This window comes from Hoeflea phototrophica DFL-43 (assembly GCF_000154705.2).
GTDB lineage: Bacteria > Pseudomonadota > Alphaproteobacteria > Rhizobiales > Rhizobiaceae > Hoeflea > Hoeflea phototrophica.
This window is the reverse complement of the sequence record NZ_CM002917.1, coordinates 504,924-522,500: the sequence shown is the minus strand read 5'-3', so window position 1 is coordinate 522,500 and position 17,577 is coordinate 504,924. Positions and strand designations below refer to the sequence as shown.

Sequence of the window (17,577 nt, the reverse complement as noted above, 5' to 3'; positions counted from 1 at the left end):
TCCGTGGCAATGAAAGGCGAGCCGATATAGGCCATGTCGGCGCCCATAGCCTGGGCCGCAAGAATTGCGCCGCCGGTTGCGATTGAACCAGAAAGCAGAAGCGGGCCGTCGAACCATTCGCGGATCTCCTGGATCAGCGCAAATGGTGACAGTGGACCAGCGTGACCGCCTGCCCCCGCCGCAACGGCGATCAGGCCATCGGCCCCCTTGCGGATGGCCGAATTGGCATGACGGTTGTTGATGATGTCGTGAAGAACGATGCCGCCATAGGAATGAATCGCATCATTGACCTCGGGCACCGCGCCCAGCGACGAAATCACCACCGGCACCTTGTATTTCACACACATGGTCAGGTCGTGCTCGAGCCGCGTGTTGGAGCGGTGGACGATCTGGTTGACGGCGAAAGGTGCTGCCGGGCGATCCGGATTCTTTGCATTGTGATCGGCAAGTCCTTCCGTGATCTCGGCCAGCCACTCGTCGACCTGGGATTCAGGCCGCGCATTGAGTGCGGGAAACGATCCCATGACACCCGCCTTGCACTGGGCCATGACCAGCGGGGGGTGTGAAATGATGAACAGGGGCGCAGCCACAACGGGCAGTCGGAAATTGTCCTTGAGAACGGCAGGAAGGGTCATAAGGCCTCGCAAATCAATATGACGTTTACGCAAACGTCAATTTTCATAGCAGAGCCGATCTTCGCTGAAAAGGCTTGTTGAAAGAGGATATCCTCCACCCATACTCCACCTGATGCTCACATGCTTGAGTTTTGGCGGCTTAGCCGCTACGCACATCGCATATTCGGCGTTTTCGGTGCTTTAGGGCGCGCGTGCGATGCGTCAGAACCGGGCTGAAACGGAGTCGGGCTATTGAAGGGCATGGAAGCGGCAATTCGCGGCGCATTGGAGCGGGCAGGCATTCCCGGAGCGCAGGAACGTGTCCGCATCTATGATTCCGCGCGGCTGGCGCTTGACCGGAGCCTCGAGCGCCAGGGGGTGCATGAGGTCGGCAGGGTCGAGGCTCACCGGGCCCGGCTTGAAGAGCTGATTGCGGGGATCGAGGCAGAATGGCGTCCACCAGAAGCTGATGCGCCTCAACCTCCTCCGCCGATCCCTCCATCGGTATCCGCGGTTTCCGCCCCGCAGGGAACCATGCAATCAGCAGAGTTCGCAGAAATTGTTCATCCCGACAGGGTGGAAGCACCCGCAGTACGGCAGAACCCGACGGCCGATTCGGCCCCGTTGGTAACCTCGCCACGGGCTGATCCGGGTCACGTGCCCCAGGGCGATGGCGGCGAAGCGCGTCTCGATTTCGCACCGGAAGCACGCGGCACAGCAACACCGGCTGAAAAACGTCTGGATGATATCGCGCCGGTGAGGCCGGACAAGGTGTCAGCGGCACCTCTAGCGCCTGTAGCACCGGCCGCCAGACCCGAAAGGGCCGCAAAGCTGCAAAAACCTGCAAAGAAGGTCAAGGTCCCGAAGGCCAGGCCGGAAAAACGCAAGCGGCCGGTGTTCGCCGCGATCTTTTCCGGCGCGGTGATGCTGTCCTTTCTCGGCATCGGGGTCTGGTGGCTGATTGAAAGCGGCGCGCTGACCACCGCTGCGCAGCGCGATACCGGCGTGCCAAACCCGCCGCCGTCGCTGACGCGGGACGATTTCGCAGGTGGCCCGCAGCAGTTGAATCCCGGCTCGGGCTTTTCAGGCGAGTGGGCCAGCGTCTACACGCCTGGCCGCGACGGCGCGCCGGTAACCCGGGCCAACGCCAGCGCAGAGGTGATCGAGCAGGAAGATGGCAATATACTGCGGATCATTTCGAGGTCGGGCGACCAATCGGGAGAAGTCCTGGTCCCGCTCGGCGCGGATGTCATGCAGGCGCTGGCCGGGCGTCAATCGGCGCTGGCGATCTCGGTGCGCTCAGCCTCCTCTGAGACAACCCAGATCTATGTGAAATGCGACTTCTCGGTCCTCGGCGATTGCGGCCGCCGCCGTTTCGATGTGACCTACGACACCTCCGACATCCTTCTAAGCCTCGATTATGACCGCGCGCTGGCGCCCAACGAGGCAGGATATCTGGCGATCAACAGCGACATTGCCGGTGGCGGCAAGGGCATCGACCTTATGGCGATCCGGATTCGTCCGCTCAATTGAGGCCATTCCCGTTCTCGCCCCCCATCTACGATACAAAGCCATCCGCCTGCGTTTAACCGGGAGGATGGCTGAAAACAAATGCCGGGAATGAACCAATCCTGTCGTGAAAATCAATCGACCGCCAATGATGCCCTTTCCCTGGATCGAGACAGTGTTGTGCATTTCAATCACCGATCCCAGGCGAGCTCGCAGATCGCCTGATGCTGGCTCAGGAACACCCTGCCGGTAAGATGGGTTAGGAAGTCGCAGGTCTTGAGGCGATCCATCACCGGCCCCTTGATTTCGCTGAGATGGAATTTGACGTTGAGCGCTTTGAGCCGCTCATTGATCGCCTCCAGCGATTCGAGCGCACTCATGTCTATCTCGTTGACCGCCGGGCACATCAGGATGAAATGCTCTAGGCCCGGACGCTGCGCAACCATGTCATAGACCTTGTCTTCAAGATATCGCGCATTGGCAAAGTACAGGCTCTCATCGACCCTGAGAGTCAGGATGGCGCTGTCGGTTTCAACGGCATGCCGGTCGACATTGCGGAAATGCTCAGTGCCCGGCACCCGGCCGACCACCGCCATATGCGGACGCGACGACTTGTAGAGATGGATGAGGATCGACAGGACAACACCAGCGGTGACGCCGATCTCCACACCGAATCCTAGTGTTAGAAAGATGGTGGCGCTGACAGCGGCGAAATCCGCACGGGAATAGGTCCAGGTCTTCTTCAGGATCGACAGATCCACCAGTGACAGAACCGCAACGATGATGGTGGCGGCAAGCGTGGCTTGCGGCAGATGATAGATCAGCGGGGTCAGCAGCATGGCCGCGAGAAGCAGGCCCAGGGCAGTGTAGGCTCCGGCGGCCGGAGTTTCTGCGCCCGCGTCGAAATTGACCACCGAACGGGCGAAGCCTCCGGTCACCGGATATCCGCCGGTGAAGGCGGCGCCGACATTGGCGGCACCCAGGCCGATCAGTTCCTGATTGGGGACGATGCGCTGACGTTTGCGCGCGGCCAAAGTCTGCGCCACCGAGACCGATTCGACAAAGCCGATGATCGAAATCAGCACCGCAGAACCGATCAGGGTGCCCCAGAGGTCGGCCGAAAACGACGGCATTGTCAGCGGCGGCAGGCCCTGCGGCACCTCGCCCACCACGCGCACACCGTGGCTTGCATTGAGATCAAGGGCCCAGGCGGCAAAGGTTGTGACGACGACCGCGGCCACCGGGCCGGCCTTTGCAAGCACACCGGCGAGCTTGCGGTTCATCCCGGTCGCCAGCAACAGCGGCATCAGCCCCTTGCGGACCCAGAACAGGAAAGCCGTAGCGCCGACCCCGATCACAAGCGTAGCCGGATTGATCTGGCCGATGTTTTCGATCAGCGAGCCAATTTGTTCAGGCAGATTGGCGCCGCCACCGGAGATGCCGAGAACATGACGCAGCTGGCTAAGCGCGATCAGGATTCCCGACGCGGTTATGAAGCCTGCAATGACCGGGTGCGACAGGAAGTTGGCGAGGAACCCGAGCCGGAACACGCCCAGAAGGATCAGGAAGAGGCCTGAAATCAAGGCCAGCGTGATTGCTGCCACCAGCAGTTCGGGCGATCCGGGTTCTGCAAGGTTTCCGATCGCTGCCGCAGTCATCAGTGACACCACTGCGACAGGACCGACAGCCAGGGCGCGGCTGGTGCCGAAAACCGCGTAGAGAACAATCGGTGCAATCGAGGCGTAGATGCCGGTTTCGGCCGGAAGGCCTGCGAGCAGCGCATAGGCCAGCGATTGCGGGATCAGCATGATGGTGACGATGACGGCCGCCACCATGTCGTTGCCGAGCGCATCGCGGTTGTAGGTTCGGCCCCAGTCGAAGACCGGGATGAACCGGGATAGCCGATCGGCCAGGGTGGATTTCTCCTGCATCTTGGACTCCTGGGGCGGAGCGGCGCTTCGCCGGCTCGCGGAATGGAAGAGGCACCGGTCCGCTCATGGCGGGCCGGATAAACAAAGGGGCGCCTCGCTTGGAGCCTTGTTTTACGCAGTTTCTTCCAGCCGGCTCATCGGTTCCCTGCTGCAAGCAATCGGCATCTGGCGGGCTTCAAAACCCTGTACCTGGACTGCATCGTTGAATGCGGCCGCCGCTCAAAGTCCGTTGACTGGAACCTTGAGCATCGGCCGTCCGTCCTTGTCGGTCGGCACCTCGCCAGCGCGCATGTTGACCTGCAGTGACGGAATGATCAGGCGCGGCATGCCAAGCTGCTTGTCGCGCTCGGTTCGGAACTTGATGAAGTCATCGCGGGTCTTGCCGCCGCCGACATGAATATTGTGAGCCTTCTCGTCGCCCACCGTGGCTTCCCACTGAATGTCGCGGCCATTGGGGCCATAGTCATGGCACATGAACAGCCGGATATCGTCCGGCAATGTCAGCACCTTCTGGATCGAATCATAAAGCACGCCTGCATCACCGCCCGGGAAATCGGCACGTGCCGATCCTCCATCGGGCATGAACAGCGTGTCGCCGACAAAGGCGGCGTTGCCCATCACATGAACCATGCAGGCCGGAGTGTGGCCGGGCGTGTAGATCGCAAAGGCCGTCATGCCGCCGATCTGGTAGCTGTCACCATCCTTGAAGAGGGCATCGAACTGTGAACCGTCACGCTGGAATTCCGTGCCTTCGTTGAACACCTTGCCGAAGGTGTCCTGCACCACCATAATCTGGTCGCCAATCCCGATCTTGCCGCCAAGCTTCTCCTGAATGTAAGGTGCGGCTGACAGATGGTCGGCATGAACATGGGTTTCGATGATCCATTCGAGCTTGAGCCCGTTGGCCGTGATCCAGGCGATCATTTCGTCGGCATGGCCATAGGTGATCCGGCCTGCGGCATAATCGATGTCCATTACGGAATCGACCACAGCGCAGGCGTTTGAGCCCGGGTCCTTGACCACATAGCTGATGGTGTTGGTGTCGGGATCAAAGAATGCCTTGACGTCGGGGGTTACAGACATATCCACGGGATAGTTTGGCATTTGAGCATCTCCTGTTGTCTGTCTTTGAATTCACAATGGCGTGCATTGTGTCTGTTTTCCAGAGACCCGGCGGGCCGCTCAGCCGCGGGCCGTGATGGTCACATTGATTTGTTCAGAACGCCTTTGCAGGCTTGTGTCGCAGAGCGTCCACCGAGCGCGCAAGCACAATCCCGATCACCATGGCACCGACAAAGGCGATCACCGGAACGCCCCCAAATCCAATCGCGGGAATAGCACCTCCAGGACAAAAGCCGGCGATGCCCCAGCCTACTCCAAAGACGGCTGAGCCTGTGACCAGGCGGGCATCGATGGACTTGTTGATCGGCAAGTGAAAACTGGCTTCAAACAGCGGGGCCTGGCGGGCCCTGAAGACCAGAAGATATCCGATTGCGGTGGTGATCAGCGCGCCTCCCATGACAAAAATCAGGCTTGGATCCCAACTTCCGGCGAGGTCGAAGAAGTTGAGCACCTTGGCCGGGTTGGCCATGCCAGAGATGGCGATGCCAAGACCGAAGATCGCACCGGCTAGGCCTGAAGAAATGAGTTTCTGCATGGCTCAGGCTCCTGCGATGTGACGAACCACATAGACGGTGATTCCGGTTGCGATCATGAAGGTGACAGTGGCGGCAATCGAGCGCGGCGAAAACCGGGCCATGCCGCAGACACCATGGCCCGACGTGCAGCCCGCGCCAAAGTAAACGCCGACGCCGACAATCAGACCGCCGAGTGCCAGAAGAGGCAGGGAAACCGGGACCGCATAGGCAATCTCGCCACCAGCGGCCAGATACAGAATCGGTGCGACGATGGCTCCTGCAAGAAAGGCAATGCGCCAAGGCCAGTCCGCTGAGAATGGCGGAATGATACCAGTCATGATGCCGGTCATGCCTGCGATGCGGCCGTTAAGCGCCATCAGCAGGATTGCCGAGAGCCCAATCAGAACACCACCTGCCAATGACAGCCAGGGCGTGAATTCGGTTTCCATGGCCATATCCCTCTTGATCGTTTTCGCCTTCAACGAAGGCATCATTGTGCCTTGCGCTACATATATATAAGCACTCATCCATATTCAAGAGATTAAATGTTTAAGTCGCCCGGCGGATTGCCGCGGGATATGAAACGCCAAAAGGGCGCCGTGTGGCGCCCTTTGACAATTGCACAGATGCCGGCCGGCTAAGCAGCCGGTTCCTTCGATTTGCGTACATCGGGATGCAGGGTCTTGCCCAGCATGTGCTCATCGGAGCCGATGACATGGCTGCTCGAGCCAACGATCAACCGGTCGGGATGATGCACGATCAGGTGATCCTTGTTGGGATAGGGCAGACTGGACAGGAAATGCTTCATGCAATTGAGCCGCGCGCGCTTCTTGCAGTCGGATTTGACAATGGTCCAGGGCGCATCTGCGGTGTCGGTGTAGAAGAACATTGCTTCCTTGGCTTCAGTGTAGTCGTCCCATTTGTCGAGCGACGCCTTGTCGATGGGAGACAGCTTCCATTGTTTGAGCGGATCCTTCTCGCGCTGGCCAAAGCGCCTCAGCTGCTCGCCTTGCGTGACCGAGAACCAGTATTTGAAAAGCAGGATACCGGAGCGCGACAGCATGCGCTCGATCTCCGGCGCCTCGCGCATGAATTCGAGATATTCCGCTGGCGAGCAGAAGCCCATGACCCGCTCGACACCGGCGCGATTGTACCAGGAGCGGTCGAACAGCACCATTTCACCGGCTGCGGGCAAGTGCTCGATGTAGCGCTGGAAATACCATTGCGAGCGCTCACGATCAGTCGGCTTTGAAAGAGCCACAACGCGCGCCATGCGTGGATTGAGGTGCTCCATGAAGCGCTTGATGGTCCCGCCCTTGCCCGCCGCATCCCGGCCTTCAAACAGCATCACCACCTTCTGACCGGTGTCCTCGATCCAACGCTGGGCCTTTAGAAGCTCGACCTGAAGCTTGGCCTTTTCCTTCTCATAGGCGGTCCGGCGCATTCTGGTCTTGTAGGGGTAGACGCCCTGCTCGAAGAGCTGTGCGATTGCGGCTTCATCCTTGCGGATCTCTGCCGTGTTCAGACGAGGCGGTTTTGCCGGTGCGGCATCCGTCTCCACTGCCTGGGCAGTGTCGAAATTTTCATTGGCCACGGCCTCCGGATCAACTTCCGCAGTCACAACATCAGGTTTCATGTCAGTCTTGTTTTTGGCGTCTGTCATTCCGGCCCCTTTCCGGTGAAAGACGCACCATGACCGGAAAGCGGGCCGAGCGCTTTGACTCGTGTCAATTCACCGCAAACAAATGCGATCGTGATCGCCGCCGCAGGGATCAGCGCAGCTTCATATGATCCAGGAGGTGGACCAGAAGACCCGCCAGCAGCCCCCAGAACGCGGCCCCTATGCCAAAGGCTGCAACACCAGACGCTGTGACCGCGAATGTCGCGGCGGCAGCGAAACGTGTTGCCGGCACATCGAACGCAGAGACAAGCGCGCCGATCAGCGGCGGGATCAGCGCGAGACCGGCCACCACCGCAATGATCTCCGGCGGCATTGCGAGAATGGCCGGCACGATGACAGGGCCGAACAGGCCAAGCATGCTCCAGACCGCTGCATAGGCGAGGCCGACTTTCCAGCGCTGGGACTTGTCTGGGTGAACGTCGTCGCCCAAACAGATGGCGGCCGTTATGGCCGCCATGTTGATCGTAGGCGCGCCGAACAATGCGAAAAACGAGGAGAGGATGCCGGTCACGCCAAGCGCTTCGGTCACCGGCGGCTCGTAGCCATGGGCGCGCAGCACGGCAAAGCCCGGCAAGTTCTGCGACGCCATTGTGACGAGATAGAGCGGCACGCCAAGACCGAGCAGCACGGCGGGATTGAACTCCGGCCTGACGAAGGTCAGCAAGGTCCAGTCGACATCAGTCGAGGGCGGCGGCGCACCTCCATAGGTAAAGGCCATAGCCAGACCGGCCATCAGCGCCGCCAGAACCGCCATCAGCGGATTGATCAGGCGCACCACCACAAACACCGCAATCAACGGCAAGACCAGCGCGGCTTCATTGGCCGCATGCAGGGCCACTGCCATGGTGAAGGGCAGCAGCACCCCCGCCAGCATGCCCGAAGCTACACCGGTAGGAATAGCGTTGACCGCCCGGTTGAGCGGACGGATGGCCGCAGTCAATGCAATCAGCAATCCGGCAAAGATGAACGCACCAACGGCCTGGTGGATATCGACCCCGGTGGAGGCTGCAATGAGTGCTGCGCCTGGCGTCGACCAGGCCAACAGCACCGGAATTTTCTTCCAGGTGCTCAAAAGCGCGGCGCCGATTGCCTTGGAAAAGCAGACCGCCGCCACCCAGGAGGCGGTCTGGCCTGAATCCGCGCCAACAGCGGCTGCGGCGGCTAGCACCAGGGCAATGGTCGAGCCGTAGCCGACAAGAGCTGCCACCAGGGCTGCGGAGATCATCGAAACGCGCACTCAAGCGCTCCTGAAACGAAGGGGCAATCTTCCGATTCGGGCTGGTTCGGCGCCACCGTTCCAACACCAGATCGCGGTGATCATCAGCTGGCGGCCAGAACAGTTGCCACACGATCGATCGCCAGCAGATAGCCTTGCGTTCCGCAGCCGGCGATGACGCCGTCGGCTCTCAGCGACACAAATGAATGATGACGGAAGTCCTCACGCTTGTGCACATTGGAAATGTGGACTTCGATCACCGGACCTTCAAAGGCATTGAGCGCATCAAGGATCGCCACCGAGGTGTGGGTGTAGGCGGCCGGATTGATGACGATGGCAACCGCACTCTCGCGAGCTTCATGGATCCAGTCGATCAGCTGATGTTCGGCATTGGACTGCAGGAAGCGGGTTTTCAGACCATGAACAGCGGCGCGCTCAGCGCATGCGCTTTCCACGTCTGCAAGCGTTTCATGGCCATAGATGTCGGGCTGGCGCTTGCCGAGCAGATTGAGGTTGGGTCCATTGAGGACATAGATCGTGCCTGTCACTGCCTTGGCCTTTCGCTAGCTGGCCCCGTGATTGGGGCACTCAAATTCTCAGCCTGTTCCCGGTTCCTAACCTGCCCGGGCGGTCCGCTGCAAGTCTTGCGCAGAACAGTGCGCGCAGTATGGTTGTCAATCTAGATCATAGGGAACCGGCTTGCGCCTGTCGGGATCGACCAGCAGGCGGCGTTTGAGCGGCGGCACGGCGCGCTGGTGACATTCGCGGCGCTCGCAGATCCGGCAGGAGACGCCAATTGGCTCAAAGGCTTCGGCGCGGGCGACATCAAGATCATCGGCATAGACCAGTTCGCCTGCGTGGGCGACCTCGCAGCCGAGTGCCAGGGCATAGAATTGCACCGGGTCGCGCCAGCCCCCCGAAGGTTTCGAGACTGTAGTGGCGAGGCAGAGATAGCGCACGCCATCGGGCGTTTCAGCCAGTTGCCTTATGATGCGGTTCGGAGTCTCGAAGGCCGAGTGCGCGTTCCACAATGGACAGGCCGAACCGAAGCGGGCGAATTGCAGCTTGGTCGCCGAGTGGCGTTTGGTGATATTGCCGGCCTTGTCGACCCGGGCAAAGAAAAACGGCACACCTTTCTGGCCGGGACGTTGAAGGGTCGATAGCCTGTGCGCCACCTGCTCCAGGCTGGTCGAAAACCGGTCGGCCAGAAGCACCAGATCGTGACGCAGCTCACGCGCTGCGGCAGCGAACGCGCCATAGGGCAGGATAGCGGCGCCGGCAAAATAGTTGGCCAATCCGATGCGGCAGATCGCGGCGGCATCGGCTGAGCGGAAGCGGGCTTCCTCGATAATCCGGCGCATCACCGCATCATGTTCGATCAGCGCAATCTGGCAGGCGATCTGGAAGGCTTGCGTGGAGACCGGGCTGCGCGGATTGAGCCAGAGCACGCGGCTGACCGGATCGAAGCGGCGCAGGCCAACGGCGTCACCCTCGCCCTGCCCGGCGCCTGCTTCACCGCCCGCACCGATCACCACCCGGACGCGGTGGCGGCGCTCGATGTAATCCGCCAGAGCCTTGAGGCTGACGCCGCGGCTTTTTGCCAGCTCCTGGTTCAGCGCCTCGCCGGCCAGATCGAGCTCATGGATGTAGTTGTCGACATAATGGAAGAAGTCACGGACCTCTTCATAGGGGGTAGGATCTGTCAGCGCGCCGGACCGTTCCAGAGTCTCGTCGAGCTCGGCAAGCTGATCGCCGGAGCGGCGCATGGCCTGGTGCAGGGCGACGAATGCGCGCGCGAAGGAAGGCGCGTTCTGCACCACCAGCTTGACGTCGGTGAGCGAGGGCTGGGTTCCGCCCGAGACCGGATCGGCCAGCGCCTCGGACACATCGGCTAGCAGCCGGTCGGTGTCCTGATCCGACAAGGTGGTGATATCGACCGAAAAGGCTTCCGCCAGCGCCAGCAGCACGGACGCACTGACATGGCGCTGGTTGTTTTCGATCTGGTTGAGATAGCTGGTCGATATGCCAAGCTTGGTGGCAAAGCCTGCCTGCGTGAGGCCCTGCTCGCCGCGGATGGCGCGGATCTTTCCGCCAATGAAGAGTTTGCGTGCGCGCATCAAACTTCGCAATATTGCAAAAATACAGTTGCAAACATTGCTAGTGCAACATGCTTACCTTTTCAACCCTGTTGCCTTAGCTCCAATCGCGCTACCACTCACGGCTGCTGCTGCGGCCATACCGGGTTGGGCCTGCTTGGTGTTTCCGGCAATATCGGTGATGGTGGCAAAAAGGGGAGACTTGAATGCGCGACATTATCGAAGAAGTCGAACAGCGGCGCGCGGAAGCCCGGCTGGGTGGCGGCCAAAAACGGATCGATGCACAGCACGCCAAGGGCAAGCTGACCGCACGTGAACGCCTTGACGTGCTGCTTGATGAGGGGTCGTTCGAAGAGTACGACATGTACAAGACCCATCGCTGCACCGATTTCGGCATGGAGCAGCAGGTTTATCCGGGCGACGGCGTGATTACCGGCTGGGGCACCATCAATGGCCGCCCGGTCTATGTTTTCTCCCAGGATTTCACCGTGTTCGGCGGCTCATTGTCGGAAACCCATGCAGAGAAGATCTGCAAGATCATGGATCTCGCCGTGCAAAACGGCGCTCCGCTGATCGGCTTGAACGATTCCGGCGGCGCGCGAATCCAGGAAGGCGTGGCCTCGCTCGGCGGCTATGCCGAGGTGTTCTGGCGCAATGTGCAGGCCTCGGGCGTAATCCCGCAGATTTCAGTGATCATGGGCCCCTGCGCGGGCGGCGCGGTCTATTCTCCGGCCATGACCGACTTCATCTTCATGGTGAAGGATACAAGCTACATGTTCGTCACCGGCCCGGATGTGGTCAAGACCGTGACCAACGAGATCGTCACGGCTGAAGAGCTTGGCGGCGCGTCCACCCACACCAAGAAATCTTCTGTTGCCGATGGGGCCTATGACAATGATGTCGAGGCGCTGATCGAGATCCGCCGGATGTTCGATTTCCTTCCGCTGTCGAGTCGCGAGACACCACCGGAGCTTCCGACCGCCGACCGCGCCGACCGGCTCGAGAATGCGCTTGATACGCTGATCCCGGACAATCCGAACAAGCCCTATGACATGCGCGAGGTGATCCTTCGGGTGGCCGATGAGGGCGACTTCTTCGAGATCCAGGCGAACCATGCCAAGAACATTCTTTGCGGCTTCATCCGGTTGAACGGGACCACTGTCGGCGTCGTCGCCAACCAACCAATGGTGCTGGCGGGTTGCCTCGACATCGATTCGTCCAAGAAAGCAGCCCGCTTCGTGCGCTTCTGCGACGCCTTCAACATTCCGATCCTGACGCTGGTCGACGTGCCGGGCTTCCTTCCGGGCACGTCCCAGGAATATGGCGGCATCATCAAGCATGGCGCGAAACTGCTGTTTGCCTATGCCGAGGCCACCGTGCCGAAGGTCACCGTGATCACCCGCAAGGCCTATGGCGGCGCTTACGACGTGATGGCCTCCAAGCATATCCGCGCCGACGTCAACTATGCCTGGCCGACGGCACAGATCGCGGTGATGGGGGCCAAGGGCGCAACCGAGATCCTCTATCGCTCCGAACTTGGCGATCCGGACAAGATCGCGCAGCGCACGGCGGACTATGAAGACCGTTTCGCCAACCCCTTCGTCGCCGCTCAGCGCGGCTTCATCGACGAGGTGATCATGCCGCACTCGACCCGCCGCCGCGTGGTCCGCGCCTTCGAAATGCTGAAGACCAAAAAGGTCACCCAGCCGCTGCGCAAGCACAACAACATTCCGTTGTGAGAGGCTAATGGCAGAGGGAAGCGACAAGTCGCCGATCAAGGTCGATGTTGGACTTAGTGCAAAAGCTGAGATCAAAGGTGAAGTTCCGAGCAGCTCGTTGGGACGATCTCTCGACGCTCTCGTTGACGCGTTTCGCCCCTTTACAGAAGCTCGAGGCTTGAAAGCAGATCAAATACGCCTTCAACGTGAAGATGTGTTGCTGCAAATAGCCTCAAAAGCGCAATCTAGGCTTGCGCTTGAGGGCCAGCAATCCAAACCGGTCCCCTTAAAATTTCTCGCAAACTTTATGGAGAAAGCGTCCCAAGAAGATATTACTAATGAAGTTTTGGTTGATGCCTGGGCCAACCTGCTAGCAAGCTCTTCATTAAACAACAAAGAAAACCACCTAATTTTTCTAGATATACTGTCTCGACTGGATTCCAAACACGTAGAATTGCTAAATTTTATTTGCTTTGATCCGACCCGCCCTTTGCATTTTGCGGATGCGCCTTATGAGAAACGAGAAACATCATGCTTATATAATTTGAAATTGAAGCTCAAAGAGATTGAAGACAAAAAGGCGTCAGGTGAGATTCTGCTGCATAGCGATTTGGAATCACTAATTGGCGTAGGAGTAGATTTTTTTGATTTTCCAGGAGCAAAAATATCCAACATAGAGATGTATTCTGATGAAGCCGCGGATGGTTCATACTATAAGCCAGAATTAGAATATAAAATAATATTAGACGAATTCCCTGAAAGCATAATTTTTGCTTTGAAATCAATCGGCCTAATAGATGTCGTATCAATCGATATGGACAACCTGCATTCTGACACGCTGGAGTTTGGCTTTTTCCTCCACGCTGCTGTTGTGACACACTTGGGTGCCGAGATGTATGCAACTTGCATAGCTGGGCCGAATTCCTTTGAAAAGAACCAAGAATGACAATCGATTTCCCCACCCAAAGGACCACGCCATGAAGATCACACGCGCCGGAGCGACGGCATCGGACAAAGGGCCGGATGATTACTTCACCGGCGCAGTGCGCCTCGACAAGCTGTTTGCGGCAGAGGCGCCGGGGCGGGTTCAGGGCGCATCGGTGACATTCGAGCCGGGCGCGCGGACGGCCTGGCACACGCATCCGCTGGGGCAGACGATCATCGTGACGTCGGGTCTCGGCCGGGCGCAGCGCGAGGGTGGACCGATCGAGGAGATCCGGCCGGGCGATGTGGTCTGGTTCGAACCCGGCGAGAAACACTGGCATGGCGCCTCGCCCGATGTGGCGATGACGCATCTGGCCATCCAGGAAGCTCTGGACGGTGTTGCGGTGGTCTGGCTCGAGCATGTGAGCGACGCGGATTATGCGGGCTGATATGATGATGTCTGAGATGAGTGCAGTGGCGAACGTATGCGCCACCTCCCCCTTGAGGGGAGGTCGGAGAAGCAAGGCGGACGCGAAGCGGGCGGCGCAGCTGATCCGGGTGGGGGTATGGGCGCGACGTGGGCTCAATGACCCCCCACCCGGATCGCCTGCGCTGCGCTTGTCTCTCCGACCTCCCCTCAAGGGGGAGGTTGACACACCGTACAGCCAATTCCCCTGCTGCAATCGCCTGCAAACTACCTATATTCCGAGGTGAACCTTATCTCACCAACAAGGACCAGATTTCATGACTGATGACACAAAATTCCCGCCCGAGAACAATTTCCCCGCTGGTTATCAGCCGGCGAAAGTATGGGAATGGCAGAAGGGCAATGGCGGCCAGTTTGCCAATATCAACCGGCCGATCGCCGGTGCAACGCATGACAAGGAGCGGCCGGTCGGCAAGCATCCGCTGCAGCTTTATTCGCTGGCAACACCCAATGGCGTGAAGGTGACCGTGATGCTCGAGGAGCTTCTGGCTGCCGGGCATTCGGGCGCGGAATATGACGCCTGGCTGATCAATATCGGCGATGGTGATCAGTTCGGCTCGGGCTTTGTCGAGGCCAATCCGAACTCGAAGATCCCTGCCCTGATGGATCACTCCACACCGGAGCCGACACGGGTGTTCGAAAGCGGCTCGATCCTGATCTATCTCGCGGAGAAATTCGGGGCATTCCTGCCCACCGATCACAAGGCGCGTACGGAAGCCATCAGCTGGCTGATGTGGCAGATGGGCTCAGGCCCGTATCTCGGTGGCGGCTTCGGGCACTTCTATGCCTATGCGCCGATGAAGATCCAGTATGCCATCGACCGCTTCGCCATGGAGGTCAAGCGCCAGCTCGACGTGCTCGACCGGCATCTGGCTGACAATGAATATATGGCTGGCATGGAGTACTCGATTGCCGATATGGCGATCTGGCCCTGGTATGGCCGACTGATCAAAGGCGGAGCCTATGAGGCTGGCGATTACCTCGATGTGACATCCTACAAGAACGTCACCCGCTGGACCGACCAGATCGCTGAGCGCCCGGCCGTTGAGCGTGGCCGCATCGTCAACAAGTCTTTCGGCGAGTTGTCCGAGCAGTTGCATGAGCGCCATGACGCATCGGACTTCGAGCTTCGCACGCAAGACAAGCTCGAAGCCGCAAAAGAAGGTGGGGCATGAATGGCAAAACTGCCTGAAATGACCAAGCATCGTGGGATCCCGTCCGGCCTGCCCGGCACGGGGTTCCAGTTCACCATCCGCCGCGCGAATCCGCGCGGCGTGACGGCGATCATCAAGCGCCAGCGTATGGCGGACCGGACGCCGACGGAGAAGCTCGCCGACACCGCGTTCCTCCACGCGTTGTGGCACAAGTTCGGCGATGAGCCGTTTGAGCGCGGCAATCTCGATGCCGGTCGCATCAGCTGGCTGTTCGGCCGTGAAATCGTGCCGGCCGAAGAGTCTTTTGATCCGCAGTCCTACACGGCGATGCTCCGGATCGACGAGCGCGTGGGGCGGGTGAGTATGCCCGACGCATTCGAGGATGTGCTGGAGGTTTAGGTCGAGCCTCAAGCATCTCGTCATCCTCGAGCTTGACCCGAGGATCCATAACCAGACGAGGCTGTGAGTGGCCGGTGCTGCAGGCACTGAAGTATTGGGTCCTCGGGTCAAGCCCGAGGATGACGACGGTTAGTAACGGGCCGCCGGCCCATCAGCGGGGGAAGAAGTGCATGTTTTCCAAAATCCTCATCGCCAATCGTGGTGAAATCGCCTGCCGGGTGATCAAGACCGCGAAGAAGATGGGCATCAAGACGGTCGCCATCTATTCCGATGCCGACCGCAACGCGATGCATGTGGAGATGGCCGATGAGGCCGTGCATATCGGTCCGCCGCCCGCCAACCAGTCCTATCTGATTGCTGACAAGATCATTGCCGCGTGCAAGCAGACCGGCGCGCAGGCGGTGCACCCCGGTTACGGTTTCCTGTCCGAGCGGGCCTCGTTCTGCGATGCACTGGAGAAGGAGGGGATCGCCTTCATTGGCCCCAAGGTCAAAGCCATCGAGGCGATGGGCGACAAGATCACCTCCAAGAAGATCGCCGCGGAAGCCGGTGTGTCGACCGTGCCCGGCCATATGGGGCTGATCGATGATGAGGCCCACGCGGCGAAGATCGCCGCCGAGATCGGCTATCCGGTGATGATCAAGGCCTCTGCCGGCGGTGGCGGCAAGGGGATGCGGATCGCCTGGAACGACGCCGAGGCGCGCGAGGGCTTTTCCCGCTCGAAATCCGAAGCGGCGAGCTCGTTTGGCGACGACCGGATCTTCATCGAGAAATTCGTCGAAGAGCCACGCCACATCGAGATCCAGTTGATCGCCGACAGCCACGGCAATGCAATCTATCTGGGCGAACGCGAATGTTCGATCCAGCGGCGGAACCAGAAGGTGGTGGAGGAAGCCCCCTCGCCGTTCCTGGATGAGGCGACCCGCAAGGCCATGGGCGAACAGTCGGTGGCACTGGCAAAGGCCGTGGATTACCAGTCGGCTGGCACCGTGGAATTCATCGTCGACAAGCACCGCAAATTTTATTTTCTGGAAATGAACACGCGGTTGCAGGTGGAGCATCCGGTGACGGAACTGATCACCGGCGTCGATCTGGTTGAGCAGATGATCCGGGTCGCCGCCGGTGAAAAACTCCCCTTCAGCCAGGACGATGTGACGCTTGATGGCTGGGCGGTCGAAAGCCGGCTCTATGCCGAGGATCCCTACCGCAACTTCCTGCCCTCGATCGGCCGGCTGACGCGCTACCGGCCGCCGCAGGAAGGCAAGATCGACGGCATCACCATCCGCAATGACACCGGGGTGAGCGAAGGCTCGGAGATCTCGATGTTCTATGATCCGATGATCGCCAAGCTGTGCACCCATGCACCGACCCGGCTCGAAGCGGTCGATGCCATGGCTGACGCGCTGGACCGGTTCGAGGTCGAGGGCATCGGTCACAATCTGCCGTTTCTTTCCGCGCTGATGCAGCATCCGCGCTGGCGCGAGGGACGGCTGTCGACCGGCTTCATTGCCGAGGAGTATCCCGACGGCTTTGCCCCGGTTCCACCCAATGAAGCGACCGTCGAACGCTTTGCCATCGCCGCGCTTCTGCTCAGCCATATCCTGGGCGAGCGCAATGCTCAAATTTCCGGGGCGAGGTTCAGCCAGGCGGAAAAGCGGGCACATGAGGACAAGGTGGTGCGGATCGCGGACAGTGAGATCACCGGCCATATCGACGACACCGACGACGTCTACATGGTGCGGCTGCCGGGCCGGGAACCGCTGGCCGTGATGACCGACTGGACGCCGGGGGCCAAGCTGGCGATCTTCGATATCGACGGGGTTACAAACGCCATCAAGGTCGAACCCGCCGACGCCGGATGGCGATTGCGGCAATTGGGCGTCGACGTGAAGGTACAGGTGTTCAGCCCGCGCGTTGCCGAGCTGGCCCGGCTGATGAAGGAAAAGGTGGCGCCCGATACATCCAGCCTGCTGCTTTGCCCGATGCCGGGCCTGATCGTCTCGATCGCCGTCAATGAGGGCGACGAGGTGCAGGAAGGCCAGACGCTGGCCGTGGTCGAGGCAATGAAGATGGAGAATGTGCTCAAGGCCGAGCGCAAGGGCATCGTCTCGCGCATCCCGGTGAAGGCCGGCGACAGCCTCGCCGTCGACGAGATCATCATGGAGTTTGCCAAGTGAACGCCTTGCTCACGTTGAAACTCCCCTCCCCAAC

The 17,577-nt window shown here is 60.0% G+C and carries 16 protein-coding genes (1 of these 16 cut by a window edge); 7 read left to right on the top strand and 9 right to left on the bottom strand.

Annotated features, from left to right (window positions below):
* On the bottom strand, positions 1 to 635 hold the 5' portion of the coding sequence (locus HPDFL43_RS02490) for an NAD(P)H-dependent flavin oxidoreductase (protein WP_007199986.1). Its footprint begins 325 nt before the window's first position; 635 of the gene's 960 nt are visible here — the first part of the coding sequence; it begins with the start codon at positions 633 to 635; the stop codon falls past the left edge of the window.
* A gap of 231 nt (positions 636 to 866) precedes the next feature.
* On the opposite strand from HPDFL43_RS02490, the gene HPDFL43_RS02485 reads away from it, so the two are divergent.
* Positions 867 to 2,147 carry a hypothetical protein gene (locus HPDFL43_RS02485; protein ID WP_156970166.1) on the top strand — a complete coding sequence of 427 codons (1,281 nt, stop codon included), beginning with the start codon at positions 867 to 869 and terminating at the stop codon, positions 2,145 to 2,147.
* A 167-nt stretch (positions 2,148 to 2,314) separates the two neighbouring features.
* On the opposite strand, the gene HPDFL43_RS02480 is transcribed toward HPDFL43_RS02485, so the two are convergent.
* The 8 genes from HPDFL43_RS02480 to HPDFL43_RS02445 all read right to left on the bottom strand — a co-directional run bounded on the left by HPDFL43_RS02480 (position 2,315) and on the right by HPDFL43_RS02445 (position 10,705).
* Complete coding sequence (locus HPDFL43_RS02480; protein ID WP_007199984.1) at positions 2,315 to 4,054, bottom strand: SulP family inorganic anion transporter; 1,740 nt, start codon at positions 4,052 to 4,054, stop codon at positions 2,315 to 2,317.
* A gap of 219 nt (positions 4,055 to 4,273) precedes the next feature.
* A complete protein-coding gene (locus HPDFL43_RS02475) occupies positions 4,274 to 5,158 on the bottom strand; it encodes an MBL fold metallo-hydrolase (protein ID WP_007199983.1) in 885 nt (294 codons plus the stop codon).
* A gap of 112 nt (positions 5,159 to 5,270) precedes the next feature.
* Positions 5,271 to 5,711, bottom strand: a complete 441-nt coding sequence (locus HPDFL43_RS02470; protein ID WP_007199982.1) for a DUF6691 family protein — start codon at positions 5,709 to 5,711, stop codon at positions 5,271 to 5,273.
* A gap of 3 nt (positions 5,712 to 5,714) precedes the next feature.
* The gene (locus HPDFL43_RS02465; protein ID WP_007199981.1) at positions 5,715 to 6,185 is read right to left on the bottom strand and encodes a YeeE/YedE family protein; all 471 of its coding nucleotides are present in this window, start codon (positions 6,183 to 6,185) and stop codon (positions 5,715 to 5,717) included.
* Positions 6,186 to 6,328: 143 nt separating this feature from the next.
* Positions 6,329 to 7,354, bottom strand: coding sequence for a polyphosphate kinase 2 (gene ppk2 / locus HPDFL43_RS02460; protein WP_007199980.1), 1,026 nt, complete (start codon positions 7,352 to 7,354; stop codon positions 6,329 to 6,331).
* Positions 7,355 to 7,463: 109 nt separating this feature from the next.
* Positions 7,464 to 8,609, bottom strand: a complete 1,146-nt coding sequence (locus HPDFL43_RS02455; protein ID WP_040448962.1) for a benzoate/H(+) symporter BenE family transporter — start codon at positions 8,607 to 8,609, stop codon at positions 7,464 to 7,466.
* A gap of 83 nt (positions 8,610 to 8,692) precedes the next feature.
* Positions 8,693 to 9,136, bottom strand: a complete 444-nt coding sequence (gene aroQ, locus HPDFL43_RS02450; protein ID WP_007199978.1) for a type II 3-dehydroquinate dehydratase — start codon at positions 9,134 to 9,136, stop codon at positions 8,693 to 8,695.
* 126 nt (positions 9,137 to 9,262) lie between these two features.
* Positions 9,263 to 10,705: a helix-turn-helix domain-containing protein gene (locus HPDFL43_RS02445; RefSeq protein ID WP_007199977.1), complete on the bottom strand. Its 1,443-nt coding sequence runs from the start codon at positions 10,703 to 10,705 to the stop codon at positions 9,263 to 9,265.
* Between the two features lie 185 nt (positions 10,706 to 10,890).
* Here HPDFL43_RS02445 and HPDFL43_RS02440 point away from each other — a divergent pair, with 185 nt between their 5' ends.
* From HPDFL43_RS02440 to HPDFL43_RS02415, 6 genes are all read left to right on the top strand, one after another.
* Complete coding sequence (locus HPDFL43_RS02440) at positions 10,891 to 12,423, top strand: acyl-CoA carboxylase subunit beta (RefSeq protein WP_007199976.1); 1,533 nt, start codon at positions 10,891 to 10,893, stop codon at positions 12,421 to 12,423.
* A gap of 7 nt (positions 12,424 to 12,430) precedes the next feature.
* Complete coding sequence (locus HPDFL43_RS02435) at positions 12,431 to 13,348, top strand: Abi-alpha family protein (RefSeq protein WP_007199975.1); 918 nt, start codon at positions 12,431 to 12,433, stop codon at positions 13,346 to 13,348.
* Positions 13,349 to 13,379: 31 nt separating this feature from the next.
* Complete coding sequence (locus HPDFL43_RS02430; RefSeq protein WP_040448956.1) at positions 13,380 to 13,775, top strand: (R)-mandelonitrile lyase; 396 nt, start codon at positions 13,380 to 13,382, stop codon at positions 13,773 to 13,775.
* Between the two features lie 295 nt (positions 13,776 to 14,070).
* On the top strand, positions 14,071 to 14,988 hold the full coding sequence (gene yghU / locus HPDFL43_RS02425; protein WP_007199974.1) for a glutathione-dependent disulfide-bond oxidoreductase: 918 nt from the start codon (positions 14,071 to 14,073) through the stop codon (positions 14,986 to 14,988).
* Positions 14,989 to 15,366, top strand: coding sequence for a hypothetical protein (locus tag HPDFL43_RS02420; RefSeq protein WP_007199973.1), 378 nt, complete (start codon positions 14,989 to 14,991; stop codon positions 15,364 to 15,366).
* Between the two features lie 170 nt (positions 15,367 to 15,536).
* The gene (locus HPDFL43_RS02415) at positions 15,537 to 17,543 is read left to right on the top strand and encodes an acetyl-CoA carboxylase biotin carboxylase subunit (RefSeq protein WP_007199972.1); all 2,007 of its coding nucleotides are present in this window, start codon (positions 15,537 to 15,539) and stop codon (positions 17,541 to 17,543) included.
* Positions 17,544 to 17,577 lie beyond the last annotated feature (34 nt).